Raw genomic sequence first — 19,944 nt, 5'->3', positions numbered from 1 at the left:
GAGGAAAAGCCATGCCGGACAGCAAGCCGAAGAAGAAGACTCCTGATCAGCTGCGCAGCGCGCGCTGGTTCGCGCCCGACGATCTGCGCGCCTTCGGCCATCGCTCGCGCGCGATGCAGATGGGCTACGCGCCGGAGGAATGGGCCGGCAAGCCGGTGATCGCCATCCTCAACACCTGGTCCGACGCCCAGCCCTGCCACATGCACTTCAAGACCCGCGTCGACGACGTGAAGCGCGGCATCCTGCAGGCCGGCGGATTTCCCATGGAGCTGCCGGCGCTGTCCCTGTCGGAAAGCTTCCTGAAGCCCACGACCATGCTCTATCGCAATCTCCTCGCCATGGATGCCGAGGAACTGCTGCGCGGCCATCCGGTCGACGGCGTCGTGTTGATGGGCGGTTGCGACAAGACCACGCCGGCGCTGCTGCTGGGCGCGATCAGCATGGGCCTGCCCACGATCTACCTGCCGGCCGGGCCTATGCTGCGCGGCAACTGGAAGGGCAAGACTCTGGGCTCAGGCTCGGATGCCTGGAAGTTCTGGGACGAGCGCCGCGCCGGTAAAATTTCCGATAGCGACTGGGTCGATGTCGAGGCCGGCATCGCGCGCAGCTACGGCACCTGCATGACCATGGGCACGGCCGCCACCATGATGGCGATGGCCGAGACGCTCGGCATGTCGTTGCCCGGCGCCTCGTCGATCCCGGCCGCCGATGCCGGCCATATCCGCATGGCCTCGGCGTGCGGCCGGCGCATCGTCGACATGGTCTGGGAAGACCTCACGCCCAACAAGATCCTGACGCACGAGGCGTTCCTGAACGCCATCACCGTGGCGATGGCGGTCGGCTGCTCGACCAACGCCATCATCCACCTGATCGCGCTGGCGCGGCGCGCCGGCCAGAAGATCGGCCTCGACGATTTCGAGCGCGCCAGCCGCAAGGTGCCGGTGATCGCCAACATCCGCCCGAGCGGCGACAAGTATCTGATGGAGGATTTCTTCTATGCCGGCGGCCTGCCGGGCCTGATCGAACAGATCCGCGATCACCTGCATCTCGACGCGCTCACCGTCACGGGCAAGACCTTGGGCGAAAACGTGCAGGGCGCGGAGATCTACAACGACGACGTGATCCGCTCCGTCGCCAACCCGATCTACAAGGAAGGCGCGCTCGCCGTCCTCAAGGGCAATCTCGCGCCCGACGGGTGCGTCATCAAGCCGAGTGCCTGCGCGCCGAAGTTCCTGAAGCACACCGGGCCGGCGCTGGTGTTCGACGACTATCCGTCGATGAAGGAAGCGATCGACCGCGAGGATCTCGACGTCACCGAGGACACGGTGCTGATCCTGCGCAATGCGGGACCGCAGGGCGGGCCGGGCATGCCGGAATGGGGCATGCTGCCGATCCCGACCAAGCTGGTGAAGCAGGGCGTGCGCGACATGGTGCGAATTTCCGACAGCCGCATGAGCGGCACGAGCTACGGCGCCTGCATCCTGCACGTCTCGCCGGAATCCTATATCGGCGGGCCGCTGGCGCTGGTGAAGACCGGCGACATGATCTCGCTCGACGTCGACAAGCGCACGATCGACATGAACGTCTCCGACGAGGAACTCGCCCGGCGCAAGGCGGCGTGGAGGCAGCCCGAGCCGCGTTACGAACGCGGCTACGGCTGGATGTTCACGAAGCATATCAGGCAGGCCAACGAAGGCTGCGACTTCGATTTCCTCGAGACGGCGTTCGGCAAGCCGGTGGCGGAGCCGTCGATCTATTGAAGCGTTAGGCATTCTTCGCTTGCGCTCAGGATGACACCTGTTTGTTCAGGCAGCGTTGTCATCCTGAGCGAAGCGAAGGATCCTTTCTCTCGGCATTGGAGAAAATCCTTCCAAGGTGGTCGACGAACGCGACCACTTCTCATCCATTTTCGTCGGACGGATTGTTCTCAGCGACTGAATTTTCTATCTCAGGCGCCGCTTGCGCGATCGCGCATCCCGTTTTCGTAGAGAGTTGCATGCCCCTGTCATCGTTCCAGCGCCGCGCCTTCCTGGCGGGTGGCGCGTCGTTGTTGGCGGCCCCCGCGGTTCTTGCCCAGGGCGCACGCGTGCCGATCCGCATCGGCAACATTCCGGTGATCGGCGCGGCGCCCATCTTCGTGGTCGACAAGGAGGGCTGGGCCAGAGACGCCGGCCTCGACCTGACGCTCACCACCTTCCAGTCGGGACCGCACGCCATCCAGGCACTGGCCTCTGGCACGCTCGACGCCTATGTCGCGGGCATCGCGCCGCTCGGCGTTGCCCGCTCGCGCGGCGTCGATGTGAAAGTGGTGGCCGCTACGGCGAGCGGCGAGAACGTGTTCGTGGCCGTGCCGCGCCTCGCCCAGCATTTCGCGCCGGGTGTCGCACCGGCCGAGGCGTTCAAGCGCTACAAGGCGGCGACGGGCAAGCCCGCGCGCCTCGCCACCCAGCCCGCCGGATCCGTTCCCAACACGACACTGCAATACTGGCTGTGGGAAGTCATCAAGGCCAACCGAGAGGACGTCGAGATCGTCGCCATGGGCATCGACGCCACGCAGCAGGCTGTGCTGGCCGATGCTGTCGAAGGCGCGACCGTTCGCGAGCCGGCGCTGACCATCATCCAGAAGTCGAACCCCGGCATAAAACTCGTCGAGGTCGGCGACAAGCTGTTCCCCGGCCAGCCCGGCACCGTCGTCGCCGTCACCGGCGCGCTGATCGCCAAGCAGCCGGCGGCCGTGCAGGCGCTGGTCGATGCACTGGTGCGCGCGGGCGATCTGCTGAACCGCGATCCGGACAAGGCCGCGCCCGCGGTCGCGGCCAATCTCGCCAAGGGCATCGTCGACCTGGAGATCATCAAGACGGCGCTGAAGTCGCCGGCCACCAGGTTCGTCATCGATCCGCGTGAGGTGATCGCGCCGTCGAAGGCGATGGAGGCCTATCAGGTGAAGCTGGGCTCGCTCAAGGAAGCCGCGCCGCTCGACGATCTGTTCGACGTGCGCTTCTTCGAGAAGGCGCGGCGCCCGGGCTGATGGCCGGGCTGAACCGTCGCTGAACCGTTCCATGGCCCTCACGCAAACCGCCGACCTGCCGGCCTTATCCGCCTCCAGCCGCGCCCGCCTGGGCGCCCTGGGCTCGATCGGGCTCGGCGCCGCGGGCCTGCTCGCCTTCCTGCTCATCTGGCAGGCCGTGCCGGCGCTCGGCCTGGTCAATCCGATGATGCTGCCGGGACCGCTGGCGATCCCCACGGCTTTCCGCAGCGAGATCGATTCGGGCATGTGGCTGAAGGCGGTCACGGGCAGCCTCAGCCACTACGGCATCGGCCTGGTGATCGGTGCGGCGCTGGGCGTGGCGGTCGGCGTCCTCACCGGCATGTCGCGTGTCGCCGAGGACCTGACCTCGTGGGTCGTGCGGCTGTTGCGCCCGATCCCGGGCCTCGCCTGGGCGCCGTTCGCCATCATCTGGTTCGGGGTCACGCCCAAGGCCGCGGTGTTCATCATCGCCGTGTCGGTCTTCTGGATCGTCTTCTTCGCCGCGCACGGGGCGGTGCGCGGCGTGGATCGCGACCTGCTCGAAGTCGCCGAGGCGTTCGGCTTTCGCAGGGCTCACGAGAAGCTGCTCAAGATCTACCTGCCGGCCGCGATGCCGGGCATCCTCGTCGGCCTGCGCACGGCGCTCGGCCAGGCATGGATGGCCGTGGTCGCCGCCGAGATCTTCGGCGTGCCGGGTCTCGGCAATCGCATGATCGAGGCCTCGTCGCTGCTCGCGACCGACATCGTGGTCGTCTACATGCTCACCATGGCCGCGCTCTACGGCATCCTCGATTCCTTGTTTCTCGTGGCCCAGAACTGGTTGCTTCGATGGAAAGCGTGATCGACATAAGGGGGCTCGGCCTCACCTTCGAGCGCGACGGCCGCCGCACCGAGGTGCTGCGCGGTCTCGATCTTTCGATCCCGCGCGGCGCGTTCGTGGCCATCGTCGGCGCCTCCGGCGTCGGCAAGTCGACCTTGCTGCGCGTGCTGATCGGCCTGGCAAAGGCCAGCGCAGGACAGGTGTCGGTGACGACCCGCTCGGCGGCGCGCCAGCCGGTGGCACTGGTGTTCCAGGATTCGCGCCTGCTGCCGTGGCGCCGCGTCGTCGACAATGTCGCCCTGGGCCTCGAAGGCTCGGGCCTGTCCAAGATCGAACGCCGCGCCCGCGCGGTCGAAGCGTTGCGCGTCGTGGGACTGGCCGAGCTCGCCGGCCGCTGGCCCTATCAGCTCTCCGGCGGACAGCGCCAGCGCGTGTCGCTGGCCCGCGCGCTCGCCGTCGAGCCCGAGGTGCTGCTGATGGACGAGCCTTTCTCCGCGCTCGACGCGATCTCGCGCGAAGGGCTGCAGGACGAGCTGACCCGCATCTGGCGCGAGACCGGCAAGACCATCCTGTTCGTCACCCACGACATCGAGGAGGCGGTCTATCTCGCCGATCGCGTGGTCGTGCTGGCCGGCGCGCCGGGCCGGGCCGTGATCGATCGCACGATCGACGCCTCGCGGCCCCGGCACCGTGACGATCCCGCCCATTCGGCGTTGATCGCCGACATCCGCGGTCACATCGCCCGCCCGGGCTGACCTCGGCACCGGCGGGGCATCGACCTAACAGGTCGAACCCGTCACGAAACCGCAATGCCTCCCGGACTAGGAGGAGGCGATGGACGAGAGCGGGCTGGAGCCGGATCGTCGCAGCCCCGGCCGGGCCGCCGCGAGTTCGATTGACGCTGTTGACGGGCGGGCGTATGGCGCCTCGCGACTGAACGGAACAGGAGCCGATGACCCCTCGACCATGCCTCGCGCCGACCGCGCCTCACGCTCGCCTCGCGACCGTGCCCGCGTCCGGCGCCATGCCCCCGGGACTCATCGGCCGCTAGCCCGCCAACTCCAGGCGGTCGTGGCCGCGCTTCCCGGTCGGGTACCGCTCGACGGACCACCAGGAAGCAAACATGCGTACATCCCGTAACCACGCGGCCCGTCCGGCCGCACCGCCGCTCGGCCTGGGCGGCGGGCGCTTCGCGCCCAACCTCTTCGACGCGGCGATCTTCCTGCTGATCGTCGGCGTCTTCGTGCTTCTCGGCCACGGCGTGCGCGAGATGACCGCGCCGGTCGCACAGCTCGGAACGCCGGTCACGCTCGATCCCGCGAACCTGCCGGAATATGCGCTGCGCACCACGTTGCGCATGTTCGCCGCGATCGTGGCGTCGCTGGTCTTCACCTTGGTGGTCGCGACGCTGGCCGCGCGCAGCCGCAAGGCCGAGCTGGTCATCGTGCCGGCGCTCGACATCCTGCAGTCAGTGCCGGTGCTTGGCTTCCTCACCTTCACCGTCGCGTTCTTCCTGCAACTCTTCCCCGGCAGCGTGCTGGGGGCGGAGTGCGCGGCGATCTTCGCCATCTTCACCAGCCAGGCCTGGAACATGGCGTTCAGCTTCTACCAGTCGCTGCGAACCGTGCCGCGCGACCTCGACGAGGTGGCACGGCACTTCCGCTTCTCGCCCTGGCTGCGCTTCTGGCGGCTGGACGTGCCCTTCGCGGCGCCGGGCCTCATCTGGAACACCATGATGTCGATGTCGGGCGGCTGGTTCTTCGTCGTCGCCTCCGAAGCCATCACGGTCGGCGACACCACGGTGACGCTCCCGGGCATCGGTTCGTGGCTGGCGCTGGCGATCCAGGAGCGCGACATCCATGCCGTCCTGCTGGCGGTGGCCACCATGGCAGCGGTGATCCTGGCCTACGACCAGCTCATCTTCCGGCCGATCGTCGCCTGGGCCGACAAGTTCCGCTTCGAGCAGACTGCCGCCGATTCACGGCCGCGTTCCTGGCTCTACGATTTCTGGCGGCGCGCCCGCATGCTGCCACGCATCACCCGCGGCGTGGGCTGGCTGGTGAACCAGATCGCGCGGCTGCCGACGCCGATCACCCGGCCGCCCGGCCCGCCGCGCGCGACCCCGGCCTCGCGCCGGGGCGAGATGGTCTTCGCCGCGATCCTCGCCGGGCTGGTCGGCTATGCAGCCTGGCACATCGTGACGTTCACGCGCGCAACGCTCAGTCTGGACGATCTTCGGGCCGCGCTGGGCGACGGGTTGCTGACCCTGGTGCGCGTGCTGGTGCTGATCGCACTGGCCAGCTTCGTCTGGGTGCCGGTCGGAGTCTGGATCGGGCTGCGGCCGCGTCTCGCCACCGCCCTTCAGCCAGTCGCGCAGTTCCTGGCGGCGTTCCCCGCGAACGTCGTGTTCCCGGTCGCCGTCGTGGCGATCGTCAGCCTGCGGCTCGACCCGAACGTCTGGCTGAGCCCGCTCATGATCCTCGGCACGCAATGGTACATCCTGTTCAACGTCATCGCCGGCGCGAGCGCGATCCAGACGGACCTGCGCGACGTGGCGGCGCTGTACCGCCTGGGCGCCTGGCAGAAGTGGCGCCAGCTGATCGTGCCCGCGATCCTGCCCTACTACGTCACCGGCGCGCTCACGGCGGCGGGTGGATCGTGGAATGCCAGCATCGTGGCCGAGGTGGCGAGCTGGGGGGATACGCATCTGCGCGCCGAAGGCCTCGGCGCCTACATCGCCGATGCCACGGCGGCCGGCGACTTCCCGCGCGTCGTGCTGGGAATCGTCGTCATGTCGGGGATGGTGATCGCCTGCAATCGCCTGCTGTGGCGGCCGCTCTACCGGCTCGCCGAAAACCGCTTCAGGGTCGAGTAGGAGAAGCCCGATGGATACGCTCACCAACCCCGTGCAAGGCCGGACGCTGGTCGAGGTCGACCGGCTGCGCAAGGTCTATCCGAAGGGCAGCGGCGAGGACGTGCTGGTGCTCGGCGACGTCACCTTCACGCTCGGCCGCAACGAGATCGTGTCCTTCCTCGGCCGCTCGGGCTGCGGAAAGACCACGCTGCTGCGCATCCTGGCAGGCCTGATGCCGGCCAGCGGCGGCGAGGTGCGGATCGACGGCCGGCGCGTCGCGGGTCCGTCGCCCGACGTCGCCATGGTGTTCCAGTCCTTTGCCCTCTTTCCCTGGCTCACCGTCCTCGAGAACGTCGAGGTCGGGCTGGAAGCGCAGGGGATCGCGCCGGCCGAGCGTCATCGCCGGGCGCTGGCCGCCATCGATCTGATCGGCCTCGACGGATATGAAAGCGCCTATCCAAAGGAACTGTCGGGCGGCATGCGCCAGCGCGTAGGCATCGCCCGTGCGCTGGTGGTCCAGCCCACGGTGCTGCTGATGGACGAGGCCTTCTCCGCACTCGACGTGCTGACCGCGGAGACGTTGCGCACGGATCTGCTCGACCTCTGGATGGAAGGCCGCCTGCCGATCTCCGCCATCGCCGTCGTCACGCACAACATCGAGGAAGCCGTGCTGCTGTCTGACCGCGTGCTGGTCTTCGCCTCCAACCCCGGCCGCGTCGCGGCCGAGATCAGGATCGACCTGCCGCATCCGCGCAACCGCCTCGACCCGGCATTCCGGCAGATCGTCGAGGATCTGTATGCCAGCATGACCGCCCGCCCGGACGGCAAGACGGGGCAGGGGCATTTCTTCGGCACCGGCATCGCCATGCTGCTGCCGCGCACCTCGCCCAACCTGATCGCGGGCCTGCTGGAAGCGGTGGCGGCCGAGCCCCGTCCCGGCCATGCCGACCTGCCCGACCTGGCCGGCGACCTTCACATGGAGGTCGACGATCTCTTCCCGGTCGCCGAGGTGCTGCAGCTTCTGCGCCTCGCCGAACTGGCGGAGGGCGACATCAGGCTGACGGAGGCGGGGCGGCGATTCGTCGGCCTCGATCCCGACGGCCGCAAGAAGCTGTTTGCACAGCATGTGCTGACCTACGTGCCACTCGCCGCGCACATCCGGCGCATCCTCGACGAGCGCAGCACGCATCGCGCGCCGGGCAGCCGCTTCCGCGCCGAGCTGGAGGATCACATGTCGGAGTCCTTCGCCGACCAGACTCTGCGCACCGTCACCTCGTGGGGCCGCTTCGGCGAGATCTTCGCCTATGACGAAGTGAGCGACGTCTTCAGCCTCGACAATCCCGGCTGAGCGCCGAGGGAGTGGGAATCATGCACTTCGATCTGTTGGAACTCGGCGATACCGCGTTGCGACTGGGCATCGCCCTTCTGCTGGGCTCGGCGATCGGCTTCGAACGCCAATTGAACCAGAAGATGGCCGGCCTGCGCACCAATGCGCTGGTGGCGCTGGGCGCCTCGGGCTTCGTGGCCTTCTCCGGCTTAGTGGGCGCCGGCGATCCGACGCGGGTCGCCGCGCAGGTCGTGACCGGCATCGGCTTCCTCGGCGCGGGTGTCATCCTGCGCGAAGGGGTCAACGTGCACGGGCTCAACACCGCCGCGACGCTGTGGTGTTCGGCGATGGTCGGCACGATGGCCGGGTCGGGCCATGCCGCTCCCGCGCTGCTGGCGGCGGCGATGGTGGTGGCGACCAACCTGCTGCTGCGGCCGCTGGTGCGGCGCATGAACACCCGGCTGCTCACTTCGACGGATGTCGAGGGTCACTACACGGTGGAGGTCGTCTGCAAGGGCGCGGAGGAAGCGCATATGCGCTCGCTCCTGCTGCACGCACTCTCGCAGGCGGGCCTCGGTCTGCGTCGCCTCGACAGCGAGGACATTCCCGACACGTCGAAGGTAACGGTCACCGCCCAGGCCGTCGCCGCGAAGCGCAACGATACCGCGCTCGAACAGATCGTGGGCCGCCTCAGTCTCGAGCCCAACGTGTCCGCCGCGACCTGGCAGATCGACCGCGCGATTCCCGAATCGTGAACCGGCTTCAGCCGATGGCGCCGGTCTCGCGCAGCGTGGCGATTTCGGCGGCACTGTAGCCGAGCTCGCCCAGGATCTCTTCGGTGTGCGCACCGTGTCCCGGTCCTGGGCCGGGCGTCACCGGCTCGGGCGCGAAGGACATGCGGATCGGCGCCGAGATCGTGCGCGGCATGTCCTCCTGGCGCGTGTTCACCACCGCGCCGTTGGCGACGGCCTGCTCGTCGTCGGGAACGTCGCGCAGGATGCCAAGCAGGCCGAAGGTGATCTCGTGCTGCCGCAGGCGTTCCTTCCACTCGGGCCAGGGCCGCCCGGCAAATACCGGGTCGAGGATCGCGGCAAGGTCGGTTGCGTGCGCCCGCCGCTTCTCCGTGGTCTCGAAGCGCGGGTCTTCCATCAGGTCGGTGCGCTCGATCGCCTGGCAGAGTTCGGGCCACAGCTTGTCCTCGCGCACGATGGTGAGCTGGATCCAGCGCCCGTCGGAGGTGCGGTACTGGTTGGCGAGCGCGCTGCGCGGCTTGGTGCGCGGCGGGCGAGGGGCCACGAACGAGCCCAGCAGCGCGCCCTGCGCCAGGATGGCGTTGGACCACAGGCCGCTGGCATGCAGCGACGTGCCGACCTCGCTGCCCTCGCCGGTGCGTTCGCGGTGCAGCAGCGCCATCGAGATGGCGGCGAACAGGTTCATGCCCGCCATCTGGTCGCCCTGCGCCGGCAGCGAGAAGGCCGGCGGGCCGCCTTCGTAGGTGAGGCCGTCGAGCAGGCCGGAGCGGGCGAAGAAGGCGGTCGAATCGAAGCCCGGCTGCTCGGCGTCGGGACCGGCTTCGCCGTAGCCGGTCATCGAGGCGTAGATCAGTCGCGGATTGAGCGGCGCCACGTCCGAGTATCGCATCCTGAGCCGCGCGCGGACCTTCAGCGGGAAGTTCACCACCATCACGTCGGCGGTCTTCACCAGCCGGTCGAACGCGGCACGGCCCTCGGGTTTCTTGAGGTCGAGCACCAGCGAGCGCTTGTTGCGGTTGGTCATGTGCCAGCAGAAGTTGACCGGATGCTGCGGGATCGAATGGGCCTGACCCAGCTTGCGCTGCGGATCGCCCTCGCCGGGCGGCTCGATCTTGATGACCTCGGCACCGTAGTCGCCCATCACCGTGGTGGCGACCGGGCCGGCGATGAAGCTCGCGAGGTCGAGGACCCGGAGGCCCTGCAGCGGCAACTGTCCGCTCATTGAGTTTTCCCTTTCGAACGCCTACACCCCAGCCTATCCGGGGAGAACGGCATCAGGTCAATGGCCGGCAGGTTTCGCAATTTCTGGCTCTCAGGCGCCTTTCTGCTCGTGGTCGTCGGGCTCGGGATCGCCCTGCGGTCCGCGCTCTGGGCATGTGTCGCCGCCGCCGTGCTGGGTATCGCCGGCGTCGTGCTGTTCCGCGGCAACCGCTGGCGCAGCGGTGCGCTGCTCGCGACGGCGCTGGCGCTGAGCCTCGTGGCGCTCGACCTGTTCGCCGGCTTCCTGTCGCCCAAGGCAGTGAACGTGGGCGTGGTGACGCGCACGATCCCGCAATGGTGGCCGCCGCCCGATCCGATCCTCGGCTTCCGGCCCAAGCCCGACAGCGAAGTGATCGCCACGGCGACCTGGGGCGACGAGCTGGTCTATCGCCAGACCTACCATTTCAATTCGGCCGCGGCGCGCGTGACGCCGCCGGCACCAGCGACATCAGATACCTATCTGTTCATCGGCGATTCTTTCGTCTTCGGGCAGGGCGTGGCCGACGACCAGACGGTGGCATCGCAGTTGACGCGGTTGAGCAGCCCTCCGGCGCGCACCGTCAATCTCGGCGTGCCGGGCTACGGCCCCAATCATCTCGTCCGCGCCTTCGAGGCGGGTCTCTACGACCGCTACAAGGACCAGAAGGTGAAGGCCGTTGTGACCTGGATCATCCCGGCCCATCTGCAGCGTGTGACCGGTGACGGCTCGTGGCTCGGCTCCTCGCCGCGCTACGTCCTCGACGACGGCAAGCTGCGCTTCACCGGCACTTTCAACGAGCATCGGTGGCGCGATCCGCTGGCCGGTCTGCACTATCTGCTGGGCGAGCATTTCGCCTTCATCGAAGCGATCGGCCAGAAGCAGCGCCAGGAGGAGCAGATCGAGCTGTTCCTGGCGATGATGGCGAAGCTGCAGGCGGAGGCCCGCGCGAAGTTCAACGCCCCGCTGGTCATCATCTATTCCTGGCCCGACGAGAGCACGCAGAACCGCTACGGCGATTCCAAGGTCGAGCAGCCGCTGCTGGTCGCGACGCTGGTGAAGCTGCGCAAGCTGGGCGCGCCGATGCTGAGCGTCGCCGATGCGACCCAGGGCGAGACGGCAGCGCGATTGATGATCCCGCATGACGGACACCCCTCGGCTTACAGCACCGAGCGCATCGCCATCGCCTTGAAGAAGCTACTCGACGCACGCTGATCTCTCGCCTCGTCGTCGGGTCCGTTGCGTTTCATTTGACAGTTCGCCTGCAAACCCGGCAGCTTGTCGACAACAGGATCGTCCGCGCGAACGGATGACCGAGGAAGCGTTCTTGCGGGAGGATGGACAGGGTGAGCCATGTGGCGCCCATGCGCGCGCTCAACCGGCCGAAGCCATCGGTCTCGGTCGAGACTCGCGCTGACGGCGTTCTGATCCTTTCTTCCGGACGCTCGCTGCCGGCCGACCTGCCGCTCGTCATCGACTGGCTGGAACGGGCGGCCATGCGCCGGCCCGACGTCACGTTCCTCGCGGAGCGCCGTGGCCCGCACCGCGCGTGGCAGCGGCTTACCTACGCCGATGCCTGGGTGAAGACGGGCGCCGTCGCCTCCTGGCTGATCGCACAGGGCTTCGGCCCGGGGGCTATGCCGGTTGCGATCCTCTCCGACAACAGTCTGGAGAACGCCCTCTTCCTGTTCGGCGCATTGCGCGCGGGCGTGCTGGTGGCGCCGATCTCGCCCAATTACTCGTTGGCCGGCGACTTCGCGCGCTTCGATCACGCGCTGGGCATCGTCGAGCCGGGACTGGTTTTCGCACAGGACTCGGAAGTCTACGGAGCGGCACTCGACCGTGCCGAGCGGGCCGGCGCCCGTGTGGTCACGGTGGATGGCGGGCGCGGCCTTGCCTTCGGCGCGCTCGCCGCCTGCTCGATCGATGCCGCCGTCGCCGAGCGGCGCCAGCACGTCACAGCCGACACGCCGGCCAAGATCCTCTTCACCTCCGGCTCCACCGGCATGGCCAAGGGCGTGCTCAACACCCATGGCAATCTCACCGCCGGGGTCGAGATGATCCGCGCCGTCGGCGAACCGCTCGACGACAGCCGCATTGCCGTGTCGCTCGACTGGCTGCCCTGGCATCACACCTGGGGCGGCAACGCCAACCTGAACAGCATCATCCGGGTCGCGGGCTCTCTCTACATCGACGGCGGCCGACCGATTGCGGGCCGCTTCCAGGAGACGCTGGAGAATCTGCGCGAGCTCTCGCCCTCGGGCTTCGGCACCGTGCCGGCCGCCTATCCGATGCTGCTGGAAGCGCTGGAGCGCGACGCCGACCTGCGCGCCAAATTCTTCAAGAACATGCGCGGCCTGGGCTATGGCGGTGCGCTGCTGCCGCAGGAGAGTTTCGACCGGCTGCAGGGCGTGGCGACCGAACAGCTGGGCGAGCGACTGCCGTTCGGCTGCGGCTGGGGCATGACCGAGACCACCAGCACCGGGCTGATGGTCTACTGGAACGTCGAGCGCGCGGGTCTGCTCGGCCTGCCGCAGCCCGGGATGCTGGCCAAGCTGGTGCCGGCGGGCGACCGCTACGAGCTACGTGTGAAGGGCCCGAACGTGATGCCGGGCTACCATCGCAACGAGGCAGCCAACCGCGAGGCCTTCGACGAGGACGGATTCTTTCGGACCGGCGATGCCGCGCGCTGGGTCGACGAGAACCGGCCCGAGGCCGGCATCCAGTTCGCCGGACGTCTCTCGGAGGAGTTCAAGCTGGCGTCGGGCACCTGGGTCCGCGCCACCACCCTGCGCACACAGCTCATCGATGCGCTGCAGCCCTATGTGCGCGACCTCGTCATCGCCGCGCCCGACCGGCCGTATCTCGGCGCGCTCGTGTGGCTGGACGCCACGGCGTGTCGCGAGGCCGGAGGCCCCGCCGTATGGCAGCCGGCGCTGGCGCGTCTGCTGGCGGGTTTCAACGCGGGTCCGGGCGGATCGAGCACACGTGTGACGCGATTGCTGCCTCTCGACGCGCCGCCTTCGCCCGACGCGGGCGAAGTGACCGACAAGCGATCGATCAACGCGCGCCGCGTCCTCGAACATCGCGCGGCCGATCTGGCCCGCCTCTACGCCGAACCGGCCGATCCGGCGGTGGTCGCCGCCGAAGGGAAGGGTTGATGCAGGCCTATATCGTGCGCCGCGTATTGGCGCTCATTCCGACGCTCTTTTTCGCCAGCCTCATCGTCTTCGTGACGGTGCGCATGATCCCCGGCGACGTGATCGATCTGATGCTGAGCCAGAATGACATCGGCGCCTCGAAGATGGGCCGCGAGCAGCTGGAGAAGGCGCTGGGCCTCGATCAGCCGATGTGGATCCAGTACGGCCGCTGGATGGGCGCCATCCTGTTCCACGGCGATTTCGGCCGCTCGCTCTGGCAGAACACGCCGGTCAACGAACAGCTGCTGCAGCGCCTGCCCGTCACCTTCGAACTCGGCCTGATGGCGCTGATCGTCGGCCTCTCGGTGGCCATTCCCATCGGCGTCTATTCGGCGATCCGCCAGGACACGCCGGGCGACTACGTGGCGCGTTCCTTCTCGATCCTGATGCTGGCCGTGCCGAGCTTCTGGCTGGGCACCATGGTCATGGTCTTCCCGTCGCTCTGGTGGGGCTGGTCGCCGCCCATCCAGTTCGTGCCCTTTTCCAGGGACCCGTGGGGCAACCTCAGCCAGATGATCATTCCCTCGATCATCCTGGGATGCGCCCTATCGGCCATCACCATGCGGTTGACGCGCACGATGATGCTTGAAGTGCTGCGCCAGGACTACATTCGCACCGCCTGGGCCAAGGGCCTGGGTGAGAAACTCGTGGTGGCGCGTCACGCCCTGCGCAACGCACTCATTCCGGTGGTGACCCTGATCGGGTTGCAGGCGCCGCTGCTGATCGGCGGGGCGGTGATCATGGAGCAGATATTCGTCATTCCCGGCATGGGGTTGCTGCTGCTCGATGCGGTGAGCCAGCGCGACTATCCCGTCATCACCGGCGTGTTCCTGATCGTGGGCGTCGCGGTGATGTGCATCAATCTGATCGTCGACCTGAGCTACGGCCTCCTCGATCCCAAGGTGAGGTATCGCTGATGGCCACCGTTGCGGAAACAGCCGTTGCCGCCCCGCCGCGCCGCAAGCGCGGGCCGGTTCTGCACTTCATCGGCCGCCTCTTTCGCGAGAAGCCGCTGGGCGCCGCCGGCGCCGTCGTCTTCGTGCTGTTCCTGTTCTGCGGGATCTTCGCCGACGTGCTGGCGCCCTACGGCATGAACCAGATCTCGCCGCTCAACCGGCTGAAGCCGCCGTCCTGGGCGTTCCCGTTCGGCACCGACAATCTCGGCCGCGACATGCTTTCGCGCTGCCTCTACGGCGCCCAGCTTTCGGTCATCATCGGCTTCTGTGCCGCCGGCATCGCCACGATCATCTCGGTCTTCCTCGGTATCGTCTCCGGCTATCTGGGCGGCAAGTTCGACCTCGTCCTGCAGCGCTTCGTCGATGCCTGGATGAGCTTCCCCGACCTGATCATCCTGATCGTGGTCGTGTCGGTCGTCGGCCCCGGCATGCCGCAGATCATCGTCACCCTCGGCCTGCTGCTGGGCATCGCGGGCTCCCGCATCATCCGCGGTGCCGTCGTGTCGGTGCGCGAGAACATGTACGTACACGCCGCGCAGTCGACCGGCGCCTCGACCTTCCGCATCCTGTGGCGCCACATCCTGCCCAATGTCATGGCACCGGTGATCGTGCTGTTCACCACCCGTGTCGGCACGGTGATCCTGGCCGAATCGGGTCTGTCCTTCCTGGGCCTCGGCGTGCCGCCGCCGGCGCCGACTTGGGGCGGTCTGCTGTCGGGCAGCGGCCGCACCTTCATGCTGCAGGGACCTTGGCTCGCGCTGGCGCCCGGCCTCTGCCTCACCATCGTTGTCTACGCCACCAACATGTTCGGGGACGCCCTGCGCGATCTGCTCGATCCGCGCATGCGGGGCTCGCGCTGACGAAACGAAGAACAAGAAAACAGAACACGAGGAGGAAACGATGAAGATGAAGAGGTGGGCCAAGGGGCTCCTTGCCGGTGCAATGGGTTTGGCGCTCGCGGGAACCGCGCAGGCACAGGCCGAGAAGCCGCAATACGGCGGCACGCTGGAAGTCGGCACCGTCTACGTGACCCTGTCGGCGCTATCGTTCGATCCGGCCGACTGGAACTGGAAGCTGAACCACGACACCGGCCAGTTCTACGAGCAGCTCTTCGCCGCCGACCTCTCCAAGAGCAAGCGCAACGGCGGCAAGTATCCCTTCTATGCCGATGCCTGGCTGCCCTCCGACGCGATCCGCGGCGAATTGGCGGAGAAGTGGGTGTGGAGCGACAATCCGCTCCGGCTCACCATCGACCTGCGCAAGGGCGTGATGTTCCCGGAAAAGCCGGGCGTCATGAAGGAGCGCGAGCTCACGGCAGAGGACGTCGTCTTCGCCTTCAACCGCCTGGCCAACAGCCCCAAGAAGATCGCGGGCTACTTCGATCATGTCGAGAAGGTCGAGGCGACCGACAAGTACACGGTGGTCTTCACCTTCAAGTACTTCAACGCCGAATGGGACTATCGCTTCGGCTGGGGCTACTACTCGACGATCACCCCCAAGGAGGTCGCCGATGCGGGCGCCACAAACTGGAAGAACGTGAACGGCACCGGCCCGTTCATGCTGAGCGACTTCGTCCAGGGCAGCTCCAACACCTACTCCAAGAACCCGATCTACTGGGACAAGGAGAAGATCGACGGCGTCGAGTACAAGCTGCCGTTCCTCGACAAGGTCGTCTACCGCACGATCAAGGACGAGGCGACCTACCTCACGGCGCTGCGCACCGCCAAGCTCGACCTGCTGGAGAACATCCGCTGGAGCGCGGCGGACGACCTCAAGAAGTCGACGCCGCAGCTCAAGTGGTCCCGCTGGCTCGGCATGAGCGGCCAGTTCCTCGCCATGAGGGTCGACACCAAGCCGTTCGACGACATCCGCGTGCGCCGCGCGCTGAACATGGCGGTCAACAAGCAGGAGATCGTGAAGGCCTATTACGGCGGCAACGCCGAACTCTTCGCCTATCCGCAGCATCCCGACTATCTCGGCTACTACGAGCCGCTGGAGGCGATGCCGGAATCGGTGCGCGAGCTCTACACCTTCAATCCGGACAAGGCCAAGAAGCTGCTGGCGGAGGCCGGATACCCGAAGGGCTTCAGCTTCAAGGTCCAGGTCTGCTCGTGCAATCCCGACCATATGGACCTGTTGCCGCTGGTCGCCGCCTATCTCGAGGCGGTGGGCGTGAAGCTCGAGATCCAGCCGATGGAATATGCGGCCTTCCTCTCGGCGATGACGACCAAGACCAACGCGCCCGGCTACTTCATGAACAACGGCCACACCAACCCGACGACGACGATCCGCAAGAGCTTCGTCACCAAGGAAGTGTGGAATCCATCGCAGTACTCGGATCCGGAGTTCGACAAGAAGGTCGCCGAGATGTACCTGGAACGCGACGAGGCCAAGCGCCAGGTCATGATCAAGGCGCTCACGCGCGAGATCCTCGAGAAGACGCCCTACATCTGGCTGCCGACGCCCTACATCTATACGGCCTGGTGGCCCTGGGTGAAGGGTTACAATGGCGAGCTGCGCGCCGGCGCCGTGCGTCCGGGCCCGATCTACGCCCGCATGTGGGTCGACCAGGAACTGAAGAAGAAGATGGGCAAGTGATGCCTTCGCCGGGAGCGCGCCACTCCAGCGCCGCGGCCATACTCGATGCAACAAGTGACGCGCCGCGCGAGCGGCGCGCGCCGAGCCCATGACCGCTCCGCTTCTCAGCGTCCGCAACCTGTCGACGCGCTTCCGAACCGAACGCGGCACGGTACGGGCGGTCGACGGTGTGTCGTTCGATGTCGCCGCCGGCGAGACCCTGGCGATCGTGGGCGAATCGGGCTCTGGCAAGAGCGTGACCGCGCTCTCGATCCTGCGCCTGATCCCCGACCCGCCCGGGAAGATCGAGGAGGGCGAGATCCTCTTCGAGGGCCGCGACCTGCTGAAGCTCGACGATGCCGGCATCCGCGCGATCCGCGGCGACCGCATCGCCATGATCTTCCAGGAGCCGATGAGTTCGCTCAATCCGGCGCTCACGGTCGGCATGCAGGTCGGCGAGCCGATCAACCTGCACCGCAAGACCGTATGGGCGAAGGCGCTCGACAAGGCCGCCGAGCTCCTGGGCAAGGTCCGCATTCCCGACGGGCGCAGCCGGCTCTCCTCCTATCCGCACCAGTATTCCGGCGGCATGCGCCAGCGCGTGATGATCGCCATGGCGCTGGCCTGCCAGCCGCAGCTGATCATCGCCGATGAGCCGACCACGGCGCTCGACGTCACGGTGCAGGCGCAGATCCTGGCGCTGCTCAAGGAACTGACGCGCGAGGCCAACTCCGCGATGATCCTGATCACCCACGATCTCGGCGTCGTGGCGCGCTACGCCGACCGCGTCGTGGTAATGTATGGCGGCCGCATCGTCGAGACCGCGCCGGCGCGGCAGCTCTACAAGACGCCTCGCCATCCCTATACGCGCGGCCTCATGGCCTCGGTGCCGCGCCTCGACGGCGACACCGACCGGCCGCTGGTGCCGATCGAAGGGCAGCCGCCCGATCTCGCCACCCTGCCGCCGGGCTGCGCTTTCGCGCCGCGCTGCAAGGAGGCGGCCGATCGATGCCGCAGCGAGCGACCGCCGCTGGTCGAGAGTGCTCCCAACCATTTCTCAGCGTGTTTCTTCCATGACCGCCTCGCCAGCTGATCCCGTCCTGAAGGTCGAGGGACTGAAGATCCACTTCCCGATCACGGCGGGCGCGATCCTGCGCAAACAGGTCGGCACGGTGAAGGCGGTCGATGGTGTCAGCTTCAGCGTGGCGCGCGGCGAGACGCTGGGGCTGGTGGGCGAATCCGGCTGCGGCAAGTCGACGACCGGTCTCGCGATCCTGCGCATGCTCGACATCACCGAGGGCCGGATCGAGTTCGAGGGCGAGGACATCACGCGCCACGACCGCAAGCGCATGCGCCCGATCCGGCGGCGCATGCAGATGGTCTACCAGGACCCCTACGGTTCGCTGAACCCGCGCATGAAGGTGGCCGACATCGTGGGCGAGCCGCTGGTGGTGCACGGGCTGGCCTCCGACCAGGACAAGTACCGCGCCCGCGTCGCCGACCTGTTGCGCATGGTCGGCCTGCTGCCCGACATGGCCGAGCGCTATCCGCACGAATTCTCCGGCGGACAGCGCCAGCGCATTGGCATTGCCCGCGCGCTCGCGCTGGAACCCACGCTGCTGATCTGCGACGAGCCGGTGTCGGCGCTCGACGTGTCGATCCAGGCGCAGGTCGTGAACCTGTTCATGGAGCTGCAGGAGCGGCTGGGGCTCACCTATATCTTCATCGCCCACGATCTCAGCGTGGTGCGCCACATCAGCGACCGCATCGCCGTCATGTATCTCGGTCGCATCGCCGAGATCGCCACGCGCGAGCAGCTCTACAAGGACCCGCTGCATCCCTACACGCAGGCGCTGCTGGCCGCCGTGCCGATCGCCGATCCCGAGCTGGAGGCCGCGCGCGGCGCCGACATCATCGCCGGCGAAATCCCCAGCGCCATGCGCCCGCCGCCCGGCTGTCGCTTCCACACGCGGTGTCCCCGGGCAATGGACGTCTGCAAGGCGGTCGACCCGCCGCTGAAGGAGATGGACGACGGCCGTGCGGTGGCGTGCCATCTGCACGGCTAATGAGGATCACGTCGAATCCGCCTATTCCGCGATTTCGCTGCAGCAGGCGTAAGCCTGATCGATCCTTGGGGAGATCCCGACGACCGTCACAAGCGTTAGTGAGAACTCACCGTGAAAGCTGCAGCGCTGCGCACTGGTCGAGGACCCAGGCCTTGCGTTCCTCGAATATCGCGGAGGGGCGGTTGACTTCGGGGCGCTGATGGAACCAGCCGATCGTCGCCATCCAGCGGATCAGGCGGAACTCGGCGATCAGGCTCAGGGCTTCATCGGGGACGGGGCGCTTGGCGCGATAGCCGGCGAGGAAGGCGCGCTCGATCTCGGCGGCATTCGGCTTGGTCTGCCAGTGCGTGAGCGCGGTGGCGATGTCGTACTGATGCCAACCGAATCCCGCATCGTCGAAATCGATGACGGTCAGCCGCTCGCCGTCGACGACGATGTTGCCGGGATGCAGGTCGGCATGGATCACGCTGTAGGCGGACGGGTCCCGGCTCAATCGCGACAGCAGGGCGTGCAGGCGCTGCCGGACGTCGAGCAGCAGGCTGCGTTCGCCGGCCGTGAGCGAGCGATGTTCCCAGAACTCGCCCCAATGCGGGGCCATGCCCATCAGGCCGTCGCTGTCGAGCGCGTGGCGCTTGAAGCCCGGTGGCGGCGTCCAGGCACTCGCCTGGACATGCATCGCGGCGGTGATGGCGCCGAGTTGCTTGAAGGACGCCTCGATGAGGCTCTGGTCAGTCATCCCGGCCAGCACGTCTGACAGCAGGCGGCCCTCGGTCCAGCTCGCCATCCCGGCGAAGCGCTTCTCGCCGGTGGCGGCGATGATCACCGGGACATAATCCTGTCCGTCGCGCGTCATCACGGCGTCGGGGACATCGATTCCGGCCTCGGCCAGCGCCCGGATCCAGGCGCGCTCGGAGACCAGTTCGTCGAGCGTGTGATAGCCCGGCCGGTGGAGGCGAAGGACGTAAGGCCTTCCGTCGCGGCCGTCGGTCACCTTGAACGTGACGTTCTCGGAGAGCGACACCAGCGTGAGATCGCAGGCGTCGATCGGAAACGCTTCGAGCGCGGCGCGCGCCGCGGGCGCGAAGACGCGATCGACGGTCGCCTTGTCCATCGAGCCGGTCAACGGG

Annotated in this window: 16 protein-coding genes; 14 read left to right on the top strand and 2 right to left on the bottom strand. The window is 67.5% G+C overall.

Going from position 1 to position 19,944, the window contains the following annotated elements; genetic code table 11:
- Nucleotides 1–11: 11 nt before the first annotated feature.
- The 7 genes from araD to LJ725_RS08625 all read left to right on the top strand — a co-directional run bounded on the left by araD (nt 12) and on the right by LJ725_RS08625 (nt 8,784).
- Nucleotides 12–1,760, top strand: a complete 1,749-nt coding sequence (araD, locus tag LJ725_RS08655; RefSeq protein ID WP_230550253.1) for an L-arabinonate dehydratase — start codon at nt 12–14, stop codon at nt 1,758–1,760.
- A 236-nt stretch (nt 1,761–1,996) separates the two neighbouring features.
- Nucleotides 1,997–3,028, top strand: a complete 1,032-nt coding sequence (locus LJ725_RS08650; RefSeq protein WP_230550252.1) for an ABC transporter substrate-binding protein — start codon at nt 1,997–1,999, stop codon at nt 3,026–3,028.
- A 31-nt stretch (nt 3,029–3,059) separates the two neighbouring features.
- Entirely contained in the window at nt 3,060–3,869 is an 810-nt protein-coding gene (locus LJ725_RS08645) for an ABC transporter permease (RefSeq protein WP_230550251.1), read from the top strand.
- Entirely contained in the window at nt 3,857–4,603 is a 747-nt protein-coding gene (locus LJ725_RS08640; protein WP_230550250.1) for an ABC transporter ATP-binding protein, read from the top strand. Before LJ725_RS08645 ends, LJ725_RS08640 begins: the two co-directional genes overlap by 13 nt.
- A 368-nt stretch (nt 4,604–4,971) precedes the next feature.
- Nucleotides 4,972–6,723 (top strand): ABC transporter permease, encoded by a 1,752-nt coding sequence (locus LJ725_RS08635; RefSeq protein WP_230550249.1) that lies wholly within the window; start codon nt 4,972–4,974, stop codon nt 6,721–6,723.
- Between the two features lie 10 nt (nt 6,724–6,733).
- Complete coding sequence (locus LJ725_RS08630) at nt 6,734–8,050, top strand: ABC transporter ATP-binding protein (protein WP_230550248.1); 1,317 nt, start codon at nt 6,734–6,736, stop codon at nt 8,048–8,050.
- A gap of 20 nt (nt 8,051–8,070) precedes the next feature.
- On the top strand, nt 8,071–8,784 hold the full coding sequence (locus tag LJ725_RS08625) for an MgtC/SapB family protein (protein WP_230550247.1): 714 nt from the start codon (nt 8,071–8,073) through the stop codon (nt 8,782–8,784).
- A 7-nt stretch (nt 8,785–8,791) separates the two neighbouring features.
- On the opposite strand, the gene LJ725_RS08620 is transcribed toward LJ725_RS08625, so the two are convergent.
- A complete protein-coding gene (locus LJ725_RS08620; RefSeq protein WP_230550246.1) occupies nt 8,792–10,003 on the bottom strand; it encodes a CaiB/BaiF CoA transferase family protein in 1,212 nt (403 codons plus the stop codon).
- 60 nt (nt 10,004–10,063) lie between these two features.
- On the opposite strand from LJ725_RS08620, the gene LJ725_RS08615 reads away from it, so the two are divergent.
- From LJ725_RS08615 to LJ725_RS08585, 7 genes are all read left to right on the top strand, one after another.
- Nucleotides 10,064–11,233, top strand: a complete 1,170-nt coding sequence (locus tag LJ725_RS08615) for a hypothetical protein (RefSeq protein WP_230550245.1) — start codon at nt 10,064–10,066, stop codon at nt 11,231–11,233.
- Nucleotides 11,234–11,364: 131 nt separating this feature from the next.
- Nucleotides 11,365–13,179 carry an AMP-binding protein gene (locus LJ725_RS08610; RefSeq protein WP_230550244.1) on the top strand — a complete coding sequence of 605 codons (1,815 nt, stop codon included), beginning with the start codon at nt 11,365–11,367 and terminating at the stop codon, nt 13,177–13,179.
- Nucleotides 13,179–14,135, top strand: a complete 957-nt coding sequence (locus tag LJ725_RS08605; protein ID WP_230550243.1) for an ABC transporter permease — start codon at nt 13,179–13,181, stop codon at nt 14,133–14,135. Before LJ725_RS08610 ends, LJ725_RS08605 begins: the two co-directional genes overlap by 1 nt.
- Nucleotides 14,135–15,034, top strand: a complete 900-nt coding sequence (locus tag LJ725_RS08600) for an ABC transporter permease (RefSeq protein ID WP_230550242.1) — start codon at nt 14,135–14,137, stop codon at nt 15,032–15,034. Before LJ725_RS08605 ends, LJ725_RS08600 begins: the two co-directional genes overlap by 1 nt.
- A 40-nt stretch (nt 15,035–15,074) precedes the next feature.
- The gene (locus LJ725_RS08595; RefSeq protein ID WP_230550241.1) at nt 15,075–16,772 is read left to right on the top strand and encodes an ABC transporter substrate-binding protein; all 1,698 of its coding nucleotides are present in this window, start codon (nt 15,075–15,077) and stop codon (nt 16,770–16,772) included.
- 88 nt (nt 16,773–16,860) lie between these two features.
- A complete protein-coding gene (locus tag LJ725_RS08590) occupies nt 16,861–17,844 on the top strand; it encodes an ABC transporter ATP-binding protein (RefSeq protein ID WP_230550240.1) in 984 nt (327 codons plus the stop codon).
- The gene (locus tag LJ725_RS08585) at nt 17,825–18,817 is read left to right on the top strand and encodes an ABC transporter ATP-binding protein (protein ID WP_230550239.1); all 993 of its coding nucleotides are present in this window, start codon (nt 17,825–17,827) and stop codon (nt 18,815–18,817) included. Before LJ725_RS08590 ends, LJ725_RS08585 begins: the two co-directional genes overlap by 20 nt.
- A 106-nt stretch (nt 18,818–18,923) precedes the next feature.
- Here LJ725_RS08585 and LJ725_RS08580 read toward each other — a convergent pair whose 3' ends face one another.
- On the bottom strand, nt 18,924–19,928 hold the full coding sequence (locus tag LJ725_RS08580; RefSeq protein WP_230550238.1) for a phosphotransferase enzyme family protein: 1,005 nt from the start codon (nt 19,926–19,928) through the stop codon (nt 18,924–18,926).
- Nucleotides 19,929–19,944 lie beyond the last annotated feature (16 nt).

The sequence above is a fragment of the Reyranella aquatilis genome (genome assembly GCF_020880995.1).
In the GTDB taxonomy this organism is placed as follows: Bacteria; Pseudomonadota; Alphaproteobacteria; order Reyranellales; family Reyranellaceae; genus Reyranella; species Reyranella aquatilis.
The sequence above is the reverse complement of the archived record's forward strand: the minus strand, read 5'-3'. Positions and strand labels throughout refer to the sequence as shown.

Excerpts from the sequence above, each read along its gene's own strand:
- LJ725_RS08640 (WP_230550250.1), top strand. The coding sequence starts at position 3,857 with ATGGAAAGCGTGATCGACATAAGGGGGCTCGGCCTCACCTTCGAGCGC.
- LJ725_RS08605 (WP_230550243.1), top strand. The coding sequence starts at position 13,179 with ATGCAGGCCTATATCGTGCGCCGCGTATTGGCGCTCATTCCGACGCTC.
- LJ725_RS08615 (WP_230550245.1), top strand. The coding sequence starts at position 10,064 with ATGGCCGGCAGGTTTCGCAATTTCTGGCTCTCAGGCGCCTTTCTGCTC.
- araD (WP_230550253.1), top strand. The coding sequence starts at position 12 with ATGCCGGACAGCAAGCCGAAGAAGAAGACTCCTGATCAGCTGCGCAGC.
- LJ725_RS08625 (WP_230550247.1), top strand. The coding sequence starts at position 8,071 with ATGCACTTCGATCTGTTGGAACTCGGCGATACCGCGTTGCGACTGGGC.
- LJ725_RS08595 (WP_230550241.1), top strand. The coding sequence starts at position 15,075 with ATGAAGATGAAGAGGTGGGCCAAGGGGCTCCTTGCCGGTGCAATGGGT.
- LJ725_RS08630 (WP_230550248.1), top strand. The coding sequence starts at position 6,734 with ATGGATACGCTCACCAACCCCGTGCAAGGCCGGACGCTGGTCGAGGTC.
- LJ725_RS08600 (WP_230550242.1), top strand. The coding sequence starts at position 14,135 with ATGGCCACCGTTGCGGAAACAGCCGTTGCCGCCCCGCCGCGCCGCAAG.
- LJ725_RS08620 (WP_230550246.1), bottom strand. The coding sequence starts at position 10,003 with ATGAGCGGACAGTTGCCGCTGCAGGGCCTCCGGGTCCTCGACCTCGCG.
- LJ725_RS08580 (WP_230550238.1), bottom strand. The coding sequence starts at position 19,928 with ATGGACAAGGCGACCGTCGATCGCGTCTTCGCGCCCGCGGCGCGCGCC.
- LJ725_RS08645 (WP_230550251.1), top strand. The coding sequence starts at position 3,060 with ATGGCCCTCACGCAAACCGCCGACCTGCCGGCCTTATCCGCCTCCAGC.
- LJ725_RS08650 (WP_230550252.1), top strand. The coding sequence starts at position 1,997 with ATGCCCCTGTCATCGTTCCAGCGCCGCGCCTTCCTGGCGGGTGGCGCG.
- LJ725_RS08585 (WP_230550239.1), top strand. The coding sequence starts at position 17,825 with ATGACCGCCTCGCCAGCTGATCCCGTCCTGAAGGTCGAGGGACTGAAG.
- LJ725_RS08590 (WP_230550240.1), top strand. The coding sequence starts at position 16,861 with ATGACCGCTCCGCTTCTCAGCGTCCGCAACCTGTCGACGCGCTTCCGA.
- LJ725_RS08635 (WP_230550249.1), top strand. The coding sequence starts at position 4,972 with ATGCGTACATCCCGTAACCACGCGGCCCGTCCGGCCGCACCGCCGCTC.